General features: G+C 65.4%; 23 protein-coding genes and 1 tRNA gene. 9 read left to right on the forward strand and 15 right to left on the reverse strand.

Features of this window, described 5'->3' with window-relative positions:
- Positions 1-143: 143 nt before the first annotated feature.
- The 4 genes from ACT6QU_RS08590 to ACT6QU_RS08605 form a co-directional block, all read right to left on the reverse strand.
- Entirely contained in the window at positions 144-1,256 is a 1,113-nt protein-coding gene (locus tag ACT6QU_RS08590) for a Leu/Phe/Val dehydrogenase (protein WP_444564090.1), read from the reverse strand.
- A 121-nt stretch (positions 1,257-1,377) separates the two neighbouring features.
- Positions 1,378-1,815: an OsmC family protein gene (locus ACT6QU_RS08595; protein WP_444564089.1), complete on the reverse strand. Its 438-nt coding sequence runs from the start codon at positions 1,813-1,815 to the stop codon at positions 1,378-1,380.
- Between the two features lie 67 nt (positions 1,816-1,882).
- Positions 1,883-2,341, reverse strand: a complete 459-nt coding sequence (locus tag ACT6QU_RS08600) for a YbaK/EbsC family protein (RefSeq protein WP_444564088.1) — start codon at positions 2,339-2,341, stop codon at positions 1,883-1,885.
- A 16-nt stretch (positions 2,342-2,357) separates the two neighbouring features.
- Positions 2,358-3,608: a ubiquinone biosynthesis hydroxylase gene (locus ACT6QU_RS08605; protein ID WP_444564087.1), complete on the reverse strand. Its 1,251-nt coding sequence runs from the start codon at positions 3,606-3,608 to the stop codon at positions 2,358-2,360.
- Between the two features lie 105 nt (positions 3,609-3,713).
- On the opposite strand from ACT6QU_RS08605, the gene tesB reads away from it, so the two are divergent.
- From tesB to ACT6QU_RS08640, 7 genes are all read left to right on the forward strand, one after another.
- Positions 3,714-4,589: an acyl-CoA thioesterase II gene (gene tesB, locus ACT6QU_RS08610; RefSeq protein ID WP_444564086.1), complete on the forward strand. Its 876-nt coding sequence runs from the start codon at positions 3,714-3,716 to the stop codon at positions 4,587-4,589.
- Positions 4,590-4,796: 207 nt separating this feature from the next.
- Positions 4,797-5,135 carry a P-II family nitrogen regulator gene (locus tag ACT6QU_RS08615; RefSeq protein ID WP_024586976.1) on the forward strand — a complete coding sequence of 113 codons (339 nt, stop codon included), beginning with the start codon at positions 4,797-4,799 and terminating at the stop codon, positions 5,133-5,135.
- Positions 5,136-5,162: 27 nt separating this feature from the next.
- Entirely contained in the window at positions 5,163-6,539 is a 1,377-nt protein-coding gene (locus tag ACT6QU_RS08620) for an ammonium transporter (protein ID WP_444564085.1), read from the forward strand.
- 102 nt (positions 6,540-6,641) lie between these two features.
- Positions 6,642-7,544: a 5'-methylthioadenosine/S-adenosylhomocysteine nucleosidase gene (locus tag ACT6QU_RS08625; RefSeq protein ID WP_444564084.1), complete on the forward strand. Its 903-nt coding sequence runs from the start codon at positions 6,642-6,644 to the stop codon at positions 7,542-7,544.
- A gap of 155 nt (positions 7,545-7,699) precedes the next feature.
- Positions 7,700-10,318, forward strand: a complete 2,619-nt coding sequence (locus tag ACT6QU_RS08630; protein ID WP_444564083.1) for a DNA translocase FtsK — start codon at positions 7,700-7,702, stop codon at positions 10,316-10,318.
- A gap of 109 nt (positions 10,319-10,427) precedes the next feature.
- Complete coding sequence (locus tag ACT6QU_RS08635) at positions 10,428-11,075, forward strand: outer-membrane lipoprotein carrier protein LolA (RefSeq protein WP_444564082.1); 648 nt, start codon at positions 10,428-10,430, stop codon at positions 11,073-11,075.
- Positions 11,076-11,195: 120 nt separating this feature from the next.
- Complete coding sequence (locus tag ACT6QU_RS08640; protein ID WP_444564081.1) at positions 11,196-12,002, forward strand: exodeoxyribonuclease III; 807 nt, start codon at positions 11,196-11,198, stop codon at positions 12,000-12,002.
- Between the two features lie 170 nt (positions 12,003-12,172).
- On the opposite strand, the gene ACT6QU_RS08645 is transcribed toward ACT6QU_RS08640, so the two are convergent.
- A complete protein-coding gene (locus tag ACT6QU_RS08645; protein WP_444564080.1) occupies positions 12,173-12,628 on the reverse strand; it encodes a cyclic nucleotide-binding domain-containing protein in 456 nt (151 codons plus the stop codon).
- 61 nt (positions 12,629-12,689) lie between these two features.
- On the reverse strand, positions 12,690-13,373 hold the full coding sequence (locus ACT6QU_RS08650; protein ID WP_444564079.1) for a response regulator transcription factor: 684 nt from the start codon (positions 13,371-13,373) through the stop codon (positions 12,690-12,692).
- A gap of 166 nt (positions 13,374-13,539) precedes the next feature.
- On the opposite strand from ACT6QU_RS08650, the gene ACT6QU_RS08655 reads away from it, so the two are divergent.
- Positions 13,540-14,049 (forward strand): L,D-transpeptidase family protein, encoded by a 510-nt coding sequence (locus ACT6QU_RS08655; RefSeq protein WP_444564078.1) that lies wholly within the window; start codon positions 13,540-13,542, stop codon positions 14,047-14,049.
- Here the strand turns inward: ACT6QU_RS08655 and ACT6QU_RS08660 are convergent.
- The 7 genes from ACT6QU_RS08660 to ACT6QU_RS08690 all read right to left on the reverse strand — a co-directional run bounded on the left by ACT6QU_RS08660 (position 14,030) and on the right by ACT6QU_RS08690 (position 18,267).
- On the reverse strand, positions 14,030-14,170 hold the full coding sequence (locus ACT6QU_RS08660; RefSeq protein ID WP_444564077.1) for a hypothetical protein: 141 nt from the start codon (positions 14,168-14,170) through the stop codon (positions 14,030-14,032). The two genes, ACT6QU_RS08655 and ACT6QU_RS08660, sit on opposite strands and share 20 nt — an antisense overlap.
- Positions 14,128-14,451: a DUF1761 family protein gene (locus ACT6QU_RS08665; RefSeq protein WP_444564076.1), complete on the reverse strand. Its 324-nt coding sequence runs from the start codon at positions 14,449-14,451 to the stop codon at positions 14,128-14,130. The genes ACT6QU_RS08660 and ACT6QU_RS08665 overlap by 43 nt, the downstream gene beginning before the upstream one ends.
- 55 nt (positions 14,452-14,506) lie before the next feature.
- The gene (locus ACT6QU_RS08670) at positions 14,507-15,148 is read right to left on the reverse strand and encodes a class I SAM-dependent methyltransferase (RefSeq protein WP_444564075.1); all 642 of its coding nucleotides are present in this window, start codon (positions 15,146-15,148) and stop codon (positions 14,507-14,509) included.
- Positions 15,145-15,570 carry an EVE domain-containing protein gene (locus ACT6QU_RS08675; protein ID WP_444564074.1) on the reverse strand — a complete coding sequence of 142 codons (426 nt, stop codon included), beginning with the start codon at positions 15,568-15,570 and terminating at the stop codon, positions 15,145-15,147. The genes ACT6QU_RS08670 and ACT6QU_RS08675 overlap by 4 nt, the downstream gene beginning before the upstream one ends.
- On the reverse strand, positions 15,570-15,866 hold the full coding sequence (locus ACT6QU_RS08680; RefSeq protein WP_444564073.1) for a YciI-like protein: 297 nt from the start codon (positions 15,864-15,866) through the stop codon (positions 15,570-15,572). Before ACT6QU_RS08680 ends, ACT6QU_RS08675 begins: the two co-directional genes overlap by 1 nt.
- 124 nt (positions 15,867-15,990) lie before the next feature.
- A complete protein-coding gene (gene typA, locus ACT6QU_RS08685) occupies positions 15,991-17,820 on the reverse strand; it encodes a translational GTPase TypA (RefSeq protein ID WP_024586895.1) in 1,830 nt (609 codons plus the stop codon).
- Positions 17,821-17,976: 156 nt separating this feature from the next.
- Complete coding sequence (locus tag ACT6QU_RS08690) at positions 17,977-18,267, reverse strand: YggT family protein (protein ID WP_444564072.1); 291 nt, start codon at positions 18,265-18,267, stop codon at positions 17,977-17,979.
- Positions 18,268-18,440: 173 nt separating this feature from the next.
- On the opposite strand from ACT6QU_RS08690, the gene ACT6QU_RS08695 reads away from it, so the two are divergent.
- Positions 18,441-18,516 (forward strand) — tRNA-Ala (locus tag ACT6QU_RS08695).
- A gap of 105 nt (positions 18,517-18,621) precedes the next feature.
- On the opposite strand, the gene ACT6QU_RS08700 is transcribed toward ACT6QU_RS08695, so the two are convergent.
- Together ACT6QU_RS08700 and ACT6QU_RS08705 are read right to left on the reverse strand one after the other, a co-directional pair.
- On the reverse strand, positions 18,622-19,494 hold the full coding sequence (locus ACT6QU_RS08700) for a sulfurtransferase (protein ID WP_444564071.1): 873 nt from the start codon (positions 19,492-19,494) through the stop codon (positions 18,622-18,624).
- Positions 19,491-20,138, reverse strand: a complete 648-nt coding sequence (locus tag ACT6QU_RS08705; protein WP_444564070.1) for a TVP38/TMEM64 family protein — start codon at positions 20,136-20,138, stop codon at positions 19,491-19,493. The genes ACT6QU_RS08700 and ACT6QU_RS08705 overlap by 4 nt, the downstream gene beginning before the upstream one ends.
- Positions 20,139-20,143: the final 5 nt, after the last annotated feature.

Below are 20,143 nucleotides of genomic sequence, written 5' to 3' on the forward strand. Positions count from 1 at the left end.
CATGGACCGAATGTCCACTCCGCTCCGGTTCTCGAAGTCCGCCATTTTCGTCTCGCCCATGCCAGATATCGACACGTCCTGAGCCGATTCCGACCGGGGTCGGTTTTCCGATCTCCCGGCCGGTTCCCCTCGGGTCCGGTTGATCAGTGGCGCGCGGCGACGCGCTCGTCGGCGATTTCCTCGGCAATCGCGTTGGTCGGGCGTTTCTCCGTATCCGCGCGGCTGAAGATGTCTGCAAGCGTCGCGGGGATCGTCTCGACGAGCTTCATCGCGCGGGCGCGGACATAGCCGCCGGGCAGGAGTTCGCTCGCGACGTTGATCAGGCCGCCGGCATTGATGACGTAGTCGGGTGCGTAGAGGATGCCGCGTTCGGCGAGGAGTGCCGCGTCGGCCTCGTCGGCCAACTGGTTGTTGGCGGCGCCTGCGACCACCTTGGCCTTGATGGCGTCGATCATGCCGGCATGGATGACGCCGCCAAGCGCGCAGGGGGCGAACACGTCGACATCGGCGGTCGCCATGGCGTCGGAGGCAAGCGCGGTCGCGCCGAAGTCGCGGATGGCCTGATCCACGCGCGTCTTGTCGATGTCGGCGACGACCAGCGTCGCGCCGGCTTCGTGTAGTTGCTCTGCCAACCGGCGGCCGACGGAGCCAAGGCCCTGCACGCCGACCCGCAGGCCCTTCAGATCGTCGCGGCCGAAGCGGTGCTTCGCGGCGGCGTTCAGGCCGAGAAAGACGCCGTGGGCGGTGACGGGCGAGGGGTTCTCGCTGCCGCCGATCGTGGTGCCGGTGACGTTGGGCGTGCGGGCGCGCAGGAAGTCGGCGTCGGCGAGCGTCAGGCCGACATCCTCCCCGGTGTAGTAGTCGCCGTCGAGCTCGGCCAGCATCTCGGCATAGGCTTCGAGGAGTTCGGGCGTCTTGTCCGTCTTTGCATTGGCGAGGATGACCGCCTTGCCGCCGCCGAAGGGCATGCCGGCAATGGCGGATTTGTAGGTCATTCCGCGCGACAGGCGCAACGCGTCGGTGATCGCGGCTTCAAGGCTTTCGTGTTTCCAGACGCGCGTGCCGCCGAGCGCGGGGCCAAGTTTGGAGTCGTGGATCGCGACGATGGCGATCAGGCCGCGCGTCTCGTCGCGGCCGAGCACGATGCGCTCATGGCCGTCGAAGCCGGGCAGCAGGCTGGCATCGTCGGTGATGTCGGTGAGTTCGAGCGTGGAGCGCATCGCGGTGCGCTGGATGGGCTTGTGAGCCTGCAACATGGCGTTTCCTCCCGTCTGTTACATCTGCAACAGTCTAGGCGAAACGCGCGGATCTTTGGTTGCGAAGACGCAAGGGAAACGGATGTTCCCTTGCGTAAAAATCGTTCCTCTGCTCAGGAAATTACGCGAGCTTCGCGTCGAGCGTGACCTTGATCGCGCCGAGCGCCTTGGAGACCGGGCAGCCTGTCTTGGCCTTTTCGGCCAGTTCCCGGAACTTGGCCTCGTCGACGCCCGGCACTTTGGCGTTAAGCTTCAGCGCGCTTTCGGTGATCTCGAAGCCGCCGCCGGCAGTCGGGCCGTAGGTGACGGTCGCGGTGGTCTCCAGCTTTTCGGCCGGCGTGCCGCTTTCGGCCAGAAGATGCGAGAGCTGCATGGAGAAGCAGCCGGCATGGGCGGCGGCGATCAGCTCTTCCGGGTTGGTGCCCGACTTGCCGCTCTCGTCCTCGAAGCGGCCCTTGAAGGAATAGGGCTGCTTGGAGAACGCGCCGCTCTGCATGTCGAGCGTGCCCGATCCGTCCTTGAGCGCGCCTTGCCAGATTGCCGTTGCGTGCCTGTTCATGTTGCTCTCCTTCAAGAGGGTTGGTGTCGTCCCTCAACGTAGGAGCGTGCCGCATGGTTTCCAGTGGCTATTGGCACACGTCGATCCATTCGGCGCCGGTGAGCGCGACGAGGCGGGTCGTCGGCAGGCGGATCGCGGCGTTGGTGGCGCCGGCGGCCGGGACGACCTCGTCGAACTTTTGCAGCGACACGTCGCAATAGATCGGGAGCGCCGAGGGCAGGCCGAAGGGGCAGACACCGCCGACCGGATGCGAGGTGACTTCCACCACCTCTTCGGCCGGCAGCATGCGCGCCTTGCCGCCGAAGCGGTCTTTGAACTTGCGGTTGTCGAGCCGCGCCAGACCCGAGGCGACGATCAGCATCGGCGCCTCGCCGACGCGCAGGCAGATCGTCTTGGCGATCTGGTCGGGCGCAACGCCATGCGCCTCGGCGGCCAGCGCCACGGTGGCGGAACTTTGCTCGGTTTCGATGACGGCAATGTCGGGGGCGTTCTCGGCGAGAAACGCGCGCACGCTTTCAAGGCTCATGTGATTTCCTGAAATTTCAGATGGCTTCGCCGCGCAGGAGGCGCGGGGCGGCGGGCGAGAGGCCGGAGGCCTGGCGGATGAAGAATTCCTTCAGGCGCGGCATGCGCTCGACGAGGCCGAGACCGATGTCGCGGACAGCGCGAACGGGCGCGATGTCATTGGAGAAGAGGCGGTTCAGCACATCCGTGGTGACCCCCATCTGCACCGTGTCGAAGCGGCGCCAGCGCTCGTAGCGCTGGAGAACGTCGAGCGCGCCGATGTCCTGGCCGAGCCGGTCGGCCTCGACGATGGTTTCGGCGAGTGCGGCGGCGTCCTTGAAGCCGAGGTTGAGGCCCTGGCCGGCAATCGGGTGGATGCCGTGCGCGGCGTCGCCCACCAGCGCGAAGCGCGGCTTGACGAAATCGCGCGCGAGCGTCAGCCCGAGCGGCCAGGCGCGGGGCTTGCCCTCGACATGGATTTCGCCGAGTTCGAGGCCGAAGCGCTGTTCGAGTTCGTGCTCGAAGACGATCAGGTCGTCGGCGACGAGGCGGTCCGCGTCCTCGGTGCGCTCGGTCCAGACGATGGAGGAGCGATTGTTGCCGTCTTCGTCGGGCGCGAGCGGCAGGGTCGCGAAGGGGCCGGCGGGCAGGAAGTGCTCCTCGGCGCGGCCATTGTGCGGGCGCTCGTGGCGGACGGTGCAGACGATGCCGGACTGGCCGTAGTCCCAGTGGACCTTGCGGATGCCGGCCATGTCGCGCAGCCGCGATTTGACGCCATCGGCGGCGACGAGCAGCCGTGCCTCGACACTCGACCCGTCGGCGAAGTCGACGCGGGTCGTCGCCGCAAGCGGCGCGAAGCCGGTGACGCCAAGCCCCTCGCGGATTTCGACGCCGAGTTCATCGGCGCGACGACGTAGCGCGCCGTTGAGATTCCTGTTGGCGACCATGTGGGCGAAGGCTTCTCCGGGTCCGACTTCGCCGTCGAAGGTGAGGAAGACCGGCCGCACCGGGTCTGAGGTGCGCGAATCGGTGACGATCATCTCGGTCATCGCCTGCGCGCCGGGGGCGATCTCTTCCCAGCAGCCGAGTTGGTCGAGCATCCGCGTCGCCGCCGCCGCAATGGCCGAGGCGCGGGTGTCGCGCTGCCAGACGCCCTCGGGCGCGGCATCGACGATCAGGACGGACAGGTTCGGCCGCGCCGCCTTGATCGAGACAGCAGTCGCCAGACCGACATAGCCCGCGCCGGCGATGACGATGTCGACCGCGCGCGTCTTCGTGTCTTCAACCATGGATCGGTCCTTCCGAATGCTGTGTCTTCTTGACTTCGCGGTGCGTAGCTGTTGCAACCCGCGCATATTTCCAAGGAATGTCGGCCTTCGCCGGGGGATTTCAACATGACGACCGCCATGCAGGAACTTCTGTCCATACTCGATCTCGAGCGGCTGGAACACAATCTGTATCGTGGTCGCAGCCCGCAGGCGGGCTGGCAGCGCGTTTTCGGTGGCCAGGTGATCGGCCAGGCGCTCGTCGCCGCGCAGCGGACGGTGGAGGTCGAGCGCCACGTCCACTCGCTGCATTGCTACTTCATGCGGCCGGGCGATCCCTCGGTGCCGATCATCTACGAGGTCGACCGCATCCGCGACGGCGGATCTTTCACCACACGGCGCGTCGTCGCCATCCAGCACGGCCATGCGATCTTTTCGCTCGAGGCCTCCTTCCAGGCCGAGGAGGTGGGGCTGGAACACCAGATCGACGGGCCGACCGACGTGCCGGAGCCGGAGACGCTGAAGTCGCAGACCGAACTCATCGAGATGATGGGCGACAACGTGCCCGAGGCGATCCGCAAGTTCTGGGCGCGCGAGCGGCCGCTCGAGATCAAGCCGGTCATCCTCGAACATTACACGACCCGCAAGAAACTCCCGCCGCAACAGCGGGTCTGGGTGCGCACCTCGGGCGACGTGCCGGACGACCGCGCGCTCCAGGCGGCAATCCTCGCCTATCTTTCCGACATGACGCTGCTCGACACGTCGACCTTCGCGCACGGCCGGACCGGCTTCGACCCGGACCTGATGATGGCGAGCCTCGACCACGCCATGTGGTTCCACCGCCCGCACAAGCTCGACGACTGGCTGCTCTACAGCCAGGACAGCCCCAACGCGATCGGCGCCCGCGGGTTTACGCGCGGCTTCCTCTACGGCCGTGACGGACGGTTGATCGCCTCGGTGGCGCAGGAAGGCCTGGTCCGCGTGAAGACGACGCCCAAGAAATAGGCAAAACGCGTCCAGCCTCATGAAACTGATCATTAATTAGGCGGCCGCTTGCTTGGCGGTGGTCGCCAATGCCCCATTTCGGCCCTGATTCCCGCATGCGCGCCAATTGGCACGCGGCTTGATTCCCTTTGCCTGATCGTCAGCTCGCACGGCCGGCCGGCGATGTCACGCAACGGCGGGGGACCGCAGGGAAAAGGGCGAAAGCTTATGAAAATCGTGATGGCTATCATCAAGCCGTTCAAGCTCGACGAGGTGCGCGAGGCGCTGACCGCCGTCGGCATCCAGGGCCTGACTGTGACCGAGGTCAAGGGCTACGGACGCCAGAAGGGGCACACCGAAATCTATCGCGGCGCCGAATACGCCGTCTCGTTCCTACCGAAGATCAAGATCGAGGTCGCCGTCGGCGCAGAGCTCGTCGACCGGGCCGTCGAGGCCATCTCGTCGGCGGCCAAGACCGGCCAGATCGGCGACGGCAAGATCTTCGTCTACGGCATCGAGCAGGCGCTGCGCATCCGCACCGGCGAAACCGACACCGACGCGCTTTGACGGCCGCCCAGTTCTCAGGAGAAAATCATGAATAGTCGCAATTACCTGGCCCTCGCGCGGCCAATGGTCGGAGCGCTCGCGCTCATCGGACTGACGATGCTGCCGGCCGGCGCGCAGGAAGCGGCCCCCGAGGCGGCCGAAGCCGTGGCGGGCGAGGCTGCCCAGCACACCCAGTTCATCCTCAACTCGCTTCTGATGCTCATCGGCGGCATCCTCGTCTTCTGGATGGCGGCGGGCTTCGCCATGCTGGAGGCCGGCTTCGTTCGCACCAAGAACGTGTCGATGCAGCTTCTGAAGAACATCACGATGTATTCGCTCGCCTGCTTCGCCTACTACCTGATCGGCTACCAGATCATGTATCCGGGCGACGGCTGGACGGTCGCCGGCGTGATCGGCGCCTTCGGCGTCGCGGCGCTCGAACCCGTCGCGGTCGGCGCGGACGGCGTCGACCTGACCTATGCCACGGTCAGCGCCGACTTCTTCTTCCAGGTCATGTTCTGCGCCACCGCCGCCTCGATCGTCTCGGGCACGGTCGCCGAGCGCGTGCGCCTGTGGCCGTTCCTGGCCTTCACCTTGTTCCTGACCGCGCTGATCTACCCGATCCAGGCCTCCTGGAAGTGGGGCGGCGGCTTCCTCGACGAGGCGGGCTTCCTGGACTTCGCCGGCTCGACGGTCGTCCACTCGGTCGGCGGCTGGGCGGCGCTCGTCGGCGCGTTCATCATCGGTGCACGCAAGGGCAAGTACAATGCCGACGGCTCGGTCAACGTTCTGCCGGGCTCCAACATGCCGCTGGGCGTCCTCGGCATGTTCATCCTGTGGATGGGCTGGTACGGTTTCAACGGCGCATCGCAACTCGCCATGGGCACGATCGGCGACATCGCCGATGTCGGCCGCGTCATGGCCAATACCAATGCCGGCGCCATCGGTGGCGCATTGGCGGCGGCGATTCTGACCCAGCTTCTCTACAAGAAAGTCGACCTGACCTTCGTCATCAACGGCGCGCTGGCCGGCCTCGTCTCGATCACCGCCGAGCCGCTGACGCCGGGCCTCGGCACGGCCTCGCTGATCGGTGCGGTCGGCGGCGTGATCGTGGTGTTCTCGGTCCCGCTCCTCGACAAGTTCCGCATCGACGACGTCGTCGGCGCCATCCCGGTCCATCTTCTGGCCGGCATCTGGGGAACGATCGCGGTCGTCTTCACCAATGCCGAGGCGAGCCTGGTCACCCAGCTCTACGGCATCGTGGTCGTCGCGATCTTCGTGATCGTCACCAGCGCGGTCGTCTGGCTGGTCCTCAAGGCCATCATCGGCCTGCGCCCGACCGAGGAAGCCGAATATCTCGGCCTCGACAAGGCCGAGGTCGGCGTCGAAGCCTATCCGGAGTTCCCCGGCGCGACGATCCGCTGATCGTCATCCATCCCGTCGCAATGTCGGACCTCCGGCATTGCAACCTTGGGGCCCGGTTCGCCGGGCCCCTTTTTCCTTTCATGAGAAACCGGAGACCCTGAAATGATCCGCAACACGCTCATCGCCCTGGCCGCCACCACTGTGGCCGCGGCTGCCCAAACCGCGACGCCGGTCGACCAGACCGCGCGCACCGCTGTCATCTCCGCCTTCCAGCCGGAGTGGACGCTTCTGCAGGAAATGATCGAGGACCGCGAAGATCACCTCATCAACGGCACCGCCTTTATCACCGGCACGCTGGAGGACAAGCCGGTCGTGCTGTTCCTGTCGGGCGTTTCGATGGTCAATGCGGCGATGACGACGCAGATGGCGCTTGACCATTTCGAGATCGAGAACATCGTATTTTCGGGCATCGCCGGCGGCGTCGATCCGGCGCTGACCGTCGGCGACGTCGTGGTTGCCGAGGAATGGAGCCAGTATCTGGAGGCCGTCTTTGCCCGCGAGACGGACGGCGCCTTCGCTACGCCCTCATTCCTGCCGACGGAACTTCCCAATTATGGCATGATCTTCCCGCGGCCGGTCGACGTCGCGCGCGGCGAGGACGGGATCGAGGAACGGCAGTGGTTTTCCGTCGATGCCGCCCTTCTTAAAACCGCGCGTAAGGTTGCCGAGGAGATCGAACTGCAAGATTGCGTCGACCAGACATGCCTGTCCAAGGCGCCTTCGGTGATCGTCGGCGGCAAGGGCGTTTCCGGTCAGGCCTTCGTCGACAATGCCGATTTCCGCGAATACGTCTTCGAGACGTTCGACGCGCAGGTGCTCGACATGGAAAGTGCTGCGGTCGCACATGTCGCCTACGCCAACGAAGTGCCCTTCATCGCCTTCCGCTCGCTTTCCGACCTTGCCGGCGGCGGCGAGAGCGAAAACGAGATGGGCACCTTCATGCAGGTCGCCTCGGACAACTCCGCTGCCGTGGTGAAGGCGTTCATCGCCGCGCTGTCGGAATAGGCAGGATCATCTGCAGCATTCTGTGGACGGGCAGGCGGATCGCGCTTCGCCTGCATCCTTCCCGCCCATGGTTAATGCGGCCTTAACCCCCTGTCGTTAGCGTCGGTGCGAATCTGGCGCCGATCACGCGGCGCGACGGGCATACGGGGTCAGCCATGCGTTCGCAGTCACACGCACTCACCTTGAACGAGGGCGATAGCGGTTTCACCGGCTTCCTGCGCAGGCAGGTGCGCAAGCTGACGGGCACCGCGATTCTCGTTGCCGTCGCCGCGATCGTCGCAAGCCTCGCCACCTGGAACGTCGCCGATCCGAGCTTCAGCCACGCGACCGACAATCCCGTCACCAATGCCGCCGGCTATCCGGGCGCCGTCGTTTCCGATCTCCTGATGCAGTTCTTCGGGCTCGGCTCGGTCGTCGCGCTCGTGCCGGCGATCGTCTGGGCGATCGGGCTGGTGCTCGGGCGCGGCATCCTGCAGCCGGGCAAGCGCGCCTTCGCATGGTTCGGCGCCGCCGCGCTGGGCGCGGGCATCATCGGCTGCATGGAAGCGCCGCCGACCTGGCCGCTGCCGTCGGGTCTCGGCGGCGTCTTCGGCGACATCGTTCTGGCGCTGCCGGGCAAGTTCATCGGCGCCTATCCGAGCGGCCTTGCCGGCTTCGTCACGGCTGCGCTGCTCTTTATTCCTGCCGGCGCGCTGCTCTACGTTGCCTGCAATGCGCTGACGTCCAAGCCGGTCGAACGCAAGAAGCTCGCCCGCAAGCCGATCGAGGAAGAGGTCGACGCGGACGAGGACGAGGATTATGACGACGAGGGCACCGAAGGCCGGTTCCTGGCCCTCGGCGCGGTCGCGCATATGTGGCTTTCGGCGCAGGCTTTCTTCCGCCGTCACGGCGGTGGGGCTCTGGCTGCCCGCACCCGCCATCGCGACGACACGCTTGACGCGTTGGACGAGATCGAAAACCGCCCCGTTCGCCCGGTGGGCCGTGTCGAGCCCGGCTTCGAGCCCGCGCCGCGCGCGGCAGCCCCCTCGATCGAGCCGCCCTTCGATATCGACGATATCGGCCTCGACGAGGACGATCTCGACCCCAATACGCCCGTGCCGACACCGCAGCAGATCGCCGCGCGGCGCGCCCAGGCGGCTCCGCGGGCAGCAGCAGCGGCACCGTCCTCCGCCCGCGTCGAGCAGACCGCGCCGCGCCCGGCGCCGAGCGCTTCGAACGCGCGTCCGCCTGTTTCCGACGGTTTCGAGATGCCGGACCTCGAATTCCTTTCCGAGCCGAAGGCGATGGCGCGCGACGCCTCGCTTTCCAAGGATGCGCTGGAGCAGAACGCCCGCATCCTCGAAGGCGTGCTGGAGGATTTCGGCGTCAAGGGCGAGATCATCCAGGTTCGCCCCGGCCCGGTGGTAACGCTCTACGAACTGGAGCCGGCGCCCGGCATCAAATCCTCGCGCGTCATCGGCCTGGCCGACGACATCGCCCGCTCGATGAGCGCGATCGCCGCGCGCGTCGCCGTCGTGCCGGGCCGCAACGCGATCGGCATCGAACTGCCCAACGCCAAGCGCGAGACCGTCTATCTGCGCGAAATCCTCGCTAGCCAGGATTTCGACCAGACCAAGGCGAAGCTGGCGCTCGCGCTCGGCAAGTCGATCAATGGCGAGGCGGTGATCGTCGACATCGCCAAGATGCCGCACGTCCTCGTCGCCGGCACCACCGGTTCGGGCAAGTCGGTCGCCATCAACACGATGATCCTGTCGCTGCTCTACCGCATGACGCCGGACGAGTGCCGCCTGATCATGATCGACCCGAAGATGCTGGAACTGTCCGTCTATGACGGCATCCCGCATTTGCTGACCCCCGTCGTCACCGATCCGAAAAAGGCCGTCGTCGCGCTCAAATGGACCGTGCGCGAGATGGAGGACCGCTATCGCAAGATGTCGAAGGTCGGCGTGCGCAACATCGACGGCTACAACCAGCGCGTCGCGACCGCCGAGAAGAAGGGCGAGCAGATCAGCCGCACGGTGCAGACCGGCTTCGACCGCGAGACGGGCGAGGCGATCTACGAGACCGAGACGCTCGAAATGGAGCGCATGCCCTATATCGTCGTCATCATCGACGAGATGGCCGATTTGATGATGGTCGCCGGCAAGGACATCGAAGGCGCGGTGCAGCGCCTGGCGCAGATGGCGCGTGCGGCCGGCATCCACGTGATCATGGCGACGCAGCGCCCGTCGGTCGACGTCATCACCGGCACGATCAAGGCCAACTTCCCGACGCGCATGTCCTTCCAGGTCACGTCGAAGATCGACAGCCGCACCATCCTCGGCGAACAGGGCGCCGAGCAGCTTCTGGGCATGGGCGACATGCTCTACATGGCCGGCGGCGGGCGCATCCAGCGCGTCCACGGACCGTTCGTGGCCGATGACGAGGTCGAGAAGGTCGTCGCGCATCTGAAGCTTCAGGGCGTGCCGGAATATCTCGATTCGATCACCGAGGACGACGAGGACGACGAGGGTGGCGGCGGCGCGTCGGGCAAGTCCGGCGGCGGCAACGGCAACAGCAATCTCGACGATTCGGACGATCCCTACGACCAGGCGGTCTCGGTCGTGCTGCGCGACGGCAAGGCGTCGACCTCCTACATCCAGCGCCGTCTCGGCATCGGCTACAACCGTGCTGCCTCGATCATCGAGAAGATGGAGCAGGAAGGCATCGTCGGCCCGGCCAACCATGCCGGCAAGCGCGAAATCCTCGTGCCGACCGAGGAAGAGACCTACTAGCGGGGAAGGGGCGCGACAAATTTGCCGCGCTTCCGGCCAAACTAAAGCCCCACTGGCGCGTTATCCGCCTCAGTTGAGGGCAACACAGATGATTTCGCGAGTTTCAAGAATGGCAAAATCCAGTTCGAAGACCCGCCGCGGCGTTCTCGCGCTTGGCATGGGCGCGGCGCTTCTCGCCGCCTCCGGCATCCTGCCGTCAGGCAAGGCCATGGCGCAGCCGGCCGAGGCGCAGCAGATCGCCGACCACTTCTCGTCCGTGAAGACCATGATGGGCGATTTCGTGCAGTTCGGCCCGAGCGGCGAGCAGACCGGCGGCAAGTTCTTCATCGAGCGTCCGGGCAAGGTGCGCTTCAACTACGAGAACCCGTCGACCTTCAAGGTCACGGCGGACGGCACGTCGGTCGTGCTCGAAAACGCGCGCATGAACACGGCAGACCTCTATTCGCTGTCCTCGACGCCGCTGAAACTGCTGCTCGACGAGCGCATCGACCTGTCCGGCAACAAGGTGCAGGACGTGCGCCAGGAAGCCGACGCCACCACGATCACGCTCGCCGACCGTTCGGTCTTCGGCAATTCGACCATCACCATGATGTTCGACCCGCAGAACTACGAATTGAAGCAGTGGACGATCCGCGACGCGCAGGGCAAGGACACGACGGTGATGATCTACAACGTCCAGTCGGGCGTCACCTTCGACCGTTCGGTCTTCGCGATCAATTACGACCGCATCAACGAGATGGTCTCGCCCAACCGCTGATCATCGGCGCTGACCTGTGGACGAGCGGCCGAAACGGCCGGTTCTCGTCCCGAAGCTTGAGTTCGAAGGATGCGGCTGGCAGGGTCCGGCCGCATTTCTCATTTCGGGCGCAGCTTCTCCATGCCGTTTTCCATCGCCACCTGGAACATCAATTCCGTGCGCCTGCGTATGCCGCTGGTCGAGCAGTTCGTGACGCAGTATCGGCCGGACGTCCTGTGCCTGCAGGAGACGAAGTGCCCGGACGATCTGTTCCCGCTGAAGGCGCTGCGCGCGCTCGGCTACGAGCATATCGAGATCAGCGGCCAGAAGGGCTATCACGGCGTTGCCACCATCTCTCTGCGCCCGCTCGAAATCGTCGAGAAGCGCGATTTCTGCACCATGGGCGACTGCCGGCACCTCGCGGCCAATGTCGAGGCGGGCGGCCACAAGATCCTCGTCCATAATTTCTACGTGCCCGCCGGCGGCGACGAACCGGACCCGGCGATCAACCCGAAATTCCGCCACAAGCTCGATTTCGTGTCCGAGATGCACGGGGTGCCCGCCACGAGCGGCAAGGCGGCCTCGTCGATACTGGTCGGCGATCTGAACATCGCGCCGCTCGAGGCCGATGTCTGGTCGCACCGCCAACTCCTGAATGTCGTCAGTCACACGCCGATCGAGACGGAAAGCTTCGAGGCGATGCGCCGGGCGGGCAACTGGGTCGATCTGATGCGCCAGGCGATCCCCGAGCCGGAGAAGATCTACACCTGGTGGAGCTACCGCGCCAAGGACTGGGAAGCCTCCAACCGCGGCCGCCGGCTCGATCACGTCTGGTCGTCCGCGAACATCGCGCCGAAGCTGTCGTCGATCGAGGTGCTGAAGGAAGCGCGCGGGTGGGAGCGCCCGTCGGACCATGTGCCGGTGATTGCGCGGTTCGATCTGGAGTAGTTTTTTCGAAGGGGACCCCCACCCTTTATCCCTCCCCACAAGGCGGAGGGAGGCATCCACGTCGTGCCTTTCCATCAGCCAAGCACGATCTTGAAGGAAAAAGCGCAACGTCTACGACTCCCTCCGCCTTGTGGGGAGGGATAAAGGGTGGGGGTCTGCTTCGGGAAAAACTACTCCGAAAACCGCGGCGCCAAGCTTTGGATATCCGCCAACAGCGTCCCCAGATTGTCCGTGATGCGTTGGTGCAATAATGCCGCCGTCTCGGGGTATTCGGTGAGGATACGTCGAAACAGCGTGCGGTTGAGGCGGATGAGTTCGACGTCGCTTGTCGCCAGCGCGCCGGTCAGTCGGGTCGTGGGGGCGATGATGGCGAGTTCGCCGAGCATGGTGCCGGGTCCGACTTCTGCGAGGCCGATGCGTTCGCCGTCGCGTTCGCGAAAAAGCGAGACGGTTCCGGTTGTCACCACATAGCCGCTCTCGGCCGATTGTCCCTCGCGATAGAGGACGCGGCCGGAGGCGAGGCGCAGGCTTTCGGCGCCGAAGGCGAGCAGACGCAACTGTTCCGACGTAAAGCCGGCAAGCAGCTCCACGGCCGAGAGAATGCGAATGTCGTCGTCCAAGGCCATCGGCGTCCCCGTCTGCGCGCGCCGACCCCCATCGGCTGCGGCAGCACGTCCGTGCCTGAAATCAGGGCACCAGCTTGTATCCGCCGCTTTCTGTCACAAGAATTTCGGCATTGGAAGGATCGCGCTCGATCTTCTGGCGCAGGCGGTAGACGTGGGTTTCCAGCGTGTGGGTGGTGACGCCCGAATTGTAGCCCCAGACCTCTTCGAGCAGCACGTCGCGCGTGACGACCTTCTTGTCGGCCCGGTAGAGGTACTTGATGATCGAAGCTTCCTTTTCCGTCAGGCGGATCTTGCCGCCCTTGGCGTCGGTCAGGAGCTTCTGGCTCGGCTTGAAGACGTAGGGGCCGACATTGAAGGTGGCGTCCTCGCTCTGCTCGTGCTGGCGAAGCTGGGCGCGGATGCGCGCCAGGAGCACGGCGAAGCGGAACGGCTTGGTGACATAGTCGTTGGCGCCCGCTTCCAGGCCGAGGATCGTGTCGGAATCCGTATCCTGCCCGGTCAGCATGATGATCGGCGCCTTGTAGCCGCCCTTGCGCAGGATCTTCACCGCCTCGCGGCCATCCATGTCCGGCAGGCCGACATCCATGATGAGCAGGTCGACGATGCCGCCGCGCGCGGTCTGGACGCCCTTGGACGCGGTCGGCTCCTGCAGGACGTCGAATTCCTCGTAGAGCGACAACTGGTCGGCCAGCGTCTCGCGCAGATCGTTGTCGTCGTCGACGATGAGAATGGTGCGTGACGTCATCGTTCAGTCCATCTTGTTGAGATATCTGGCGGTTTCGCCTATCGCTCTAGGCTGGGCGGGTAAGTCTGGATAGTCTTTCACGGTGATTTGCTTGAGCAAACGATCATACTCCAAATTCCGTGAGTGCAATGGCGGTGCGGCGAAAAAAGGACGCGTTGTCAGGCATATGGTAGTGCGGCCCCGCCCCGGCGACCAGAGGCAAGGGCTGCTCGTCGTCGCAAACAGGGTGCTGCGCTGCGCAATCGGCAAGGGCGGCATGCGCGCCGTCAAGCGCGAAGGCGATGGCGCGACGCCGCTCGGGCCGATGCGGCTTCTCTCCGCCTTCGTGCGCCGCGACCGTCCGCGCCGTCTCGTCTCCAGCCTCGCGCTTGACCCGATCCGACCCGGCGACGGCTGGTGCGACGCGCCCGGCGACCGCAACTACAACCGGCCCGTGCGCCTGCCCTACGCCGCCAGCCACGAAAAGATGCGGCGCGAGGATCATCTCTATGACGTGGTGATCGTGCTCGACGCGAACATCCGCCCGCGCCGGCGCGGGATGGGCAGCGCGATCTTCTTCCACCTCGCCCGGCCCGGCTATACGCCGACGGAGGGCTGCGTCGCGATCAGCGCGCACGACATGGCGTGGCTCCTGCCGCGCCTGTCGCCGCGCACTATCATGACGGTAACGCGCTAGGATCGCCGACGCTCAGCCAGCCGATGATCGCACCCATGATCAGGGCGACGCCGAGCCAGTGGCCGCCGTCGATCATGGTCAGGTCCCAGCCATAGGCCTGGTAGCGGTGGTTGACCGCCATGACGGTGACCATGAAGCCGAGCCAGACGAGAAAGCCGGTGAAGAGGCCGCCTCCAGCGTCACCTCGCCGGCGCCGACGATGCCGGCCAGGACGAAAGCCATGACGAGTTCGGCGCCGAACGTGACGCCGAGAATCGCGGCGCCGGGACGCGCCTGCACGGCATCGATCCTGCCGGCCTTCATCCAGGCCTTCGACAGGACGCCGTAATATCCGGCGCCGAAAATGAAGGCGGCGATCGCTGCCAGCAGGACCGACAGATAGTTGATGGCCGAGAAGTCCATCGTCTCCTCCCAACGATGAAAAAGCGATGCTGACAGGTTCGTGATCGCGGTCAAGCTAGACGAATTGCCAGACCGTCGTCCGCTTCACTTCAGTGTCTTCGAGAATGCGCGTCACCGGCACCTCGTAGCGCGCAAGCTCGGCCAGCCTGTCGCGCGGCAGGTAGGCCCGGCCCGGATCGCCGACGAGGACCGTGACGCCCGCCGCCGTTAGCTCGCGCAGCCAGGGCACGAGCCGTTCGGCAAAGGCGCGGTCGTAGAAGACGTCACCGGCCAGAAGCACGTCGCAGTCGGGCGCTGTGCCGACGAGATCGCGTTCGGTCGTGCTGACCGCGACACCGTTCGCGGCCGCATTGAGCGCGACGGCGGCGGCGCAGAACGGGTCGATGTCGCTGGCGATGACGTTCGCCGCGCCCGCCTTCATCGCCGCGATGGCGACGAGGCCGGAGCCGGTGGCGAAGTCGACCACGCGCTTGGCCGCGACGGTTTCGGGATGGTCGAGCACGTAGCGCGCGAGACCCTGCCCGCCGGCCCAGGCGAAGGCCCAGAAGGGTGGCTCGAGGCCGATGGCTTCGAGCTCGGCTTCGGTCCGGTGCCAAAGCTCATGCGCCTCGTCGGCAAGGTGCAGCCGGATTTCGGGCACGTGCGGCGGCGCGATCAGCGCCGTGTTGGCGCGGATGAAATCGCGCCGATCTTTCACGGGGTTTTCTTGAATCCGGCCATCCGGCACACTTCCGCCCACTCATCCTCGGTCACGGGCTGGACGGAAAGTCGCATGGAAGTGACGAGCGACATGTTGGCGAGCTTGGGATTGGCCTTGACCTCGGCGAGCGTGACCGGTGTCGGGACCTTTTCGACGGCGCGCACATCGACGCATTCCCAGCGAGGATCGTCGGTCGTGGAATCGGGGTGAATTTCGCCGCACACCTCGACGATGCCGACGACTTCGAGCCCGATATTGGAATGGTAGAAGAAGCCGCGGTCGCCGATCTTCATCGCCCGCATGTTGTTGCGCGCCTGGTAGTTGCGCACGCCGTCCCACTCCTGGCCCTTCTTCCCCTTGGCCTTGAGGTCGTCGAAGGAAAAGACGTCGGGCTCCGACTTGAACAGCCAGTATTGCATCAGGCGGCGTCCGGCTTCTTGAAGACCCAGTTCCAGGGGCGGATGTCGACGCTCTCGAAGAGCCCGGCCTTCGCGTAAGGGTCGCCATCGGCGATCGAGCGGGCGGCGGCTTCATCCTCGGCCTCGACGGCGACCATCGAGCCGGTTGGCTTGCCTTCGGTGTCGAGGAACGGGCCGGCGAAGCGCAGCGCGCCTTTAGCATCGAGGCCGTTCAGATAGTCGACATGGGCGGGGCGGTTGTCGAGGCGGGTCTGCAGGTGCCCCGGTCTGTCCTTGCACAGAAGAATGTAGATCACGCGCGCGCCCTTTCTCGTTCAATCGGATCGGCTTTGGAGATAGTCCGGGGGCGGCCCCAAAAGCAAGACGGCCATGCGTCCGGTGAGACACATGGCCGTCTTCGATAACAGTGTCGCTTCGGGCTTACGCCGCGCCGGCGATCTTGGCCGACTTTTCGAAGCGCTTGCGCTCGTGCGGATCGAGATAGAGCTTGCGCAGGCGGATCGTCTTCGGCGTGACCTCGACGAGTTCGTCGTCCTGAATCCAGGCCAGCGCGCGCTCCAGCGTCATGCGGATCGGCGGAGTGAGGCGCACGGCCTCATCCTTGCCGGCGGCGCGGATGTTGGTCAGCTTCTTGCCCTTGAGGACGTTCACTTCGAGATCGTTGTCACGGCTGTGGATGCCGATGATCATGCCCGCATAGACCTTGACGCCGGCGTCGATGACCATCGGGCCGCGATCTTCGAGGTTCCACATTGCGAAGGCAACCGATTCGCCCTGGTCGTTGGAGATCAGGACGCCATTGGTGCGACCGGCGAGCTCGCCCTTGTAGGGCTGGTACGAGTGGAACAGGCGGTTCATCACGGCGGTGCCGCGCGTGTCCGTCAGGAGCTCCGACTGGTAGCCGATGAGGCCGCGCGTCGGGGCGTGGAAGACGAGGCGCTGGCGGTCGCCGCCGGACGGGCGCAGCTCGACCATATCGGCCTTGCGCTCGGACATCTTCTGCACGACGACACCCGAATGCTCCTCGTCGACGTCGATCACGACCTCTTCGATCGGCTCGAGCAGGTCGCCGTTCTCGTCCTTCTGCATGACGACGCGCGGACGCGAGACGGCAAGTTCGAAGCCCTCGCGCCGCATCGTCTCGATCAGGACGGCAAGCTGCAATTCGCCGCGGCCGGAAACGTAGAACGAATCCTTGTCGGCCGATTCCTCGATCTTGAGCGCGACATTGCCCTCGGCCTCCTTCATCAGCCGGTCGCGGATGACGCGGCTCGTGACCTTGTCGCCCTCGGTGCCGGCGAGCGGCGAATCGTTGACGATGAAGGACATGGTGACGGTCGGCGGATCGATCGGCTGCGCCTGCATCGGCTCGGTCACGGCCGGGTCGCAGAACGTGTCGGCGACGGTGCCCTTGGACAGGCCCGCGATCGCGACGATGTCGCCCGCCTGCGCTTCCTCGATCGGCTGGCGCTCGAGACCGCGGAAGGCGAGGATCTTGGAGACGCGGCCGTTTTCGAGCAGCGAGCCGTCATGGTGCAGCACCTTGACCGACTGGTTCGGCTTCAGCGTGCCCGAGGCGATGCGGCCGGTGATGATGCGGCCGAGGAACGGGTTGGCTTCGAGGATCGTGCCGATCATGCGGAACGGGCCGGGCGCGACGGTCGGCTCCGGCACGTGCTTGACCACCAGTTCGAACAACGGTTCGAGGCGCTGGTCCTTCGGGCCTTCCGGGTTCTCGGAGACCCAGCCGTCACGGCCCGAACCGTAGAGGATCGGGAAGTCGAGCTGCTCGTCGGTCGCGTCGAGCGCGGCGAAGAGGTCGAACACCTCGTTGACGACCTCGACATGGCGGGCGTCGGGACGGTCGATCTTGTTGATGACGACGATCGGGCGCAGGCCGACCTTCAGCGCCTTGCCGACGACGAACTTGGTCTGCGGCATCGGGCCTTCGGCGGCGTCGACGAGGACGATCGCGCCATCGACCATCGACAGGATGCGCTCGACCTCGCCGCCGAAATCGGCGTGGCCCGGCGTGTCGACGATGTTGATGCGGGTGTCCTTCCAGTCGACCGAGGTCGCCTTGGCGAGAATCGTGATGCCGCGCTCCTTTTCGAGGTCGTTCGAATCCATGGCGCGCTCGGCGACGCGCTGGTTGTCGCGGAACGAGCCCGACTGCTTCAGGAGTTCGTCGACGAGCGTGGTCTTGCCATGGTCGACGTGCGCGATGATCGCGATGTTGCGGAGCTTCATTGTGGGTACCCGGGGGTTTTTGCGTCCAGCGCCCAACATGGCGCGGCGATTACGTTGGCGCGCTCTTACAGGTTTTTTCGCAAATGCGAAAGGGGGCGCGGTGCGCCTCGCATTGGAGGCGCCGTCCGCGACCTCAATTCCGGCCGCATGCCTGCCCTAGATCAGGGCCGGCGCGACCGTGGTCAGGATGAACTGGCGCAGGAAGAAGATCAACAGAAGAAGGATGATCGGCGAGATGTCGATGCCGCCAAGATCGGGCAAAAGGCGCCGGATCGGCCGCAGCGCCGGTTCGGTCACCCGGTGCAGGAAATTGCCGATCGTGCCGACGAACTGGTTGCGCGGATTGACGACGTTGAAGGCGTAGAGCCAGGAGAAGATCGCCGACAGGATGATCAGCCACCAGTAGATATCCAGTGCCAGGATGATGGTCTGAATGAGGGCGATCATGCCGGTCTCCATTGGTCGCGATCGGCCGCGACCGATGCTCGTTCGTTGGTGGCCGACATGTAGACGCTGGGTCCTTGCCCGGCAAGCCCCGGCCCGCGCGGCAGGGGCGCAGCGCCGCAAAGATCAACTTGACAGTAAACCGGGGCAATCCCTAAATGCGCGGCACTGGTCATGGGGCTGTAGCTCAGTTGGGAGAGCGCGTCGTTCGCAATGACGAGGTCAGCGGTTCGATCCCGCTCAGCTCCACCAGTCTTCACCCGCAAACACTTGGCTACGGTCCCCCGAAGGGATTGCGTCGCGATCTTCACGATCTCGATTTCGGCCCCGCCAAAGCGGGGCCGCGGGCAGGGTGCCCTACTCCAGGGGCAGGCTCGGATCGCCGGCCCATTCGTGGAACGAGGCATCGTAGTTCCGTGCCTTCGAGAACCCTGCGTCGCGAAGCGCGAGCGCCATATGCGCGGATCGAATGCCCGCCGTGCAGTAGGCGATGATCTCGTCGTCCCGGCCTATGCCGGATTGCTCCATCCTGGCCTCGAGCAGGTCGGCATCGAGGAGTCGCCCGTTTTCGTCGAAGACTTCCGTCCACGGGATGTTGACCGCGCCGGGAAGATGACCGCCCCGCGCTTCTCCCAGCTTCTGCGAGCCTGCGAACTCTTCGGGCGTCCGCGCGTCGATGATCTTCGCGCCGTCGATGGCCGACAGGACGTCCTGCTTGTCGGCGGTCAGCGACATGTCTGCCTGCACCACTTCAAATGTCGTCGGCTCGGGCATGCGCGGCGTCGTGGAAAGTTCACCGCCTGACGCGGTCCAGGCGTCGATGCCGCCGTCGAGGATGACGGTGTCGGCGACGCCGGCCTGGATGAGTGTCCAGGCGACACGGCCATCTTCGCCCCAGCCCGCGGGAGACGCCGAGTAGACGACGACGCGGCTCTCATTGGAGATGCCCAGTTTGCCGATCGCCTCGCCAAGCTCTTCCGGGCTCAGCACGACGCCCCAATTCGCGTCGCCCGGCTTGCCGGACATGTCCGAGAGCGACTGCCACGGCGCATTGACGGCGCCCGGTATGTGCCCCGCAAGATAGTCGCGTTGCGCCCTTGCATCGACGATGATGACGTTCTCGAGCGTCTCCAGTTCGCCGGAATCGATCCACCTTCCGGCCTGCGCGGGCATGATCCACGACACGCAAAGGAAGGCGGCCATGAGGATTGTCAGGAAGCGCTTGTTCATTTCGATTTCCTCCGAAATTGCACGGCCTTGAATGAAAAGGTGAGCGTTCCTGCCAGCAGCATGAACAGGATCGCACCGAGAAGCAGCCCGGCGTCGACGGCGAGAAAGTCGCCGGCCATGGAATAGACGATCGTCGCCGGAAGCTGCCCGAGCCCCGTCGCGACGAGGAATCCCCAGAAACGCAGGCGCAACAGGCCGGCCGCATAGGAAACGGCATCGAACGAGACGAAGGGCATCAGGCGTGCCAGAAACACGGCCCACAGGCCGTAGCGATCGCTCGCCTCGTCGAGACGCGTGACCACGCCCGTCGGCGCATAGCGCTCGACGAGACTGCGGCCGAGCCCGATCGCCAGCCAGTAGCAGACCACGGCGCCCAGCATGGCGCCCGTCCAGGAAATAGCCGCCCCCCACGCCCATCCGAAAATCGCGGCATTGGCGAACGTCACCGCGACGGCGGGCAGGGGTGCCAGGACCGCCTGAAAGACCATGATGAAGATCGAGATGGCAGGCGCCCACGCCCCGGCCCACTCGACCCAGCCCCGGACCGCATGAATGTCCGCCATCGACAGAACGAAGATCAGCCGATTGATTTCGGACCGGATTGCCGGAACCAGCAGATAAGCGGCGATACAAACGGCAACCAACGCCG

Origin of the sequence: Aliihoeflea sp. (assembly GCF_052435475.1) — a bacterium.
GTDB lineage: Bacteria > Pseudomonadota > Alphaproteobacteria > Rhizobiales > Rhizobiaceae > Aliihoeflea.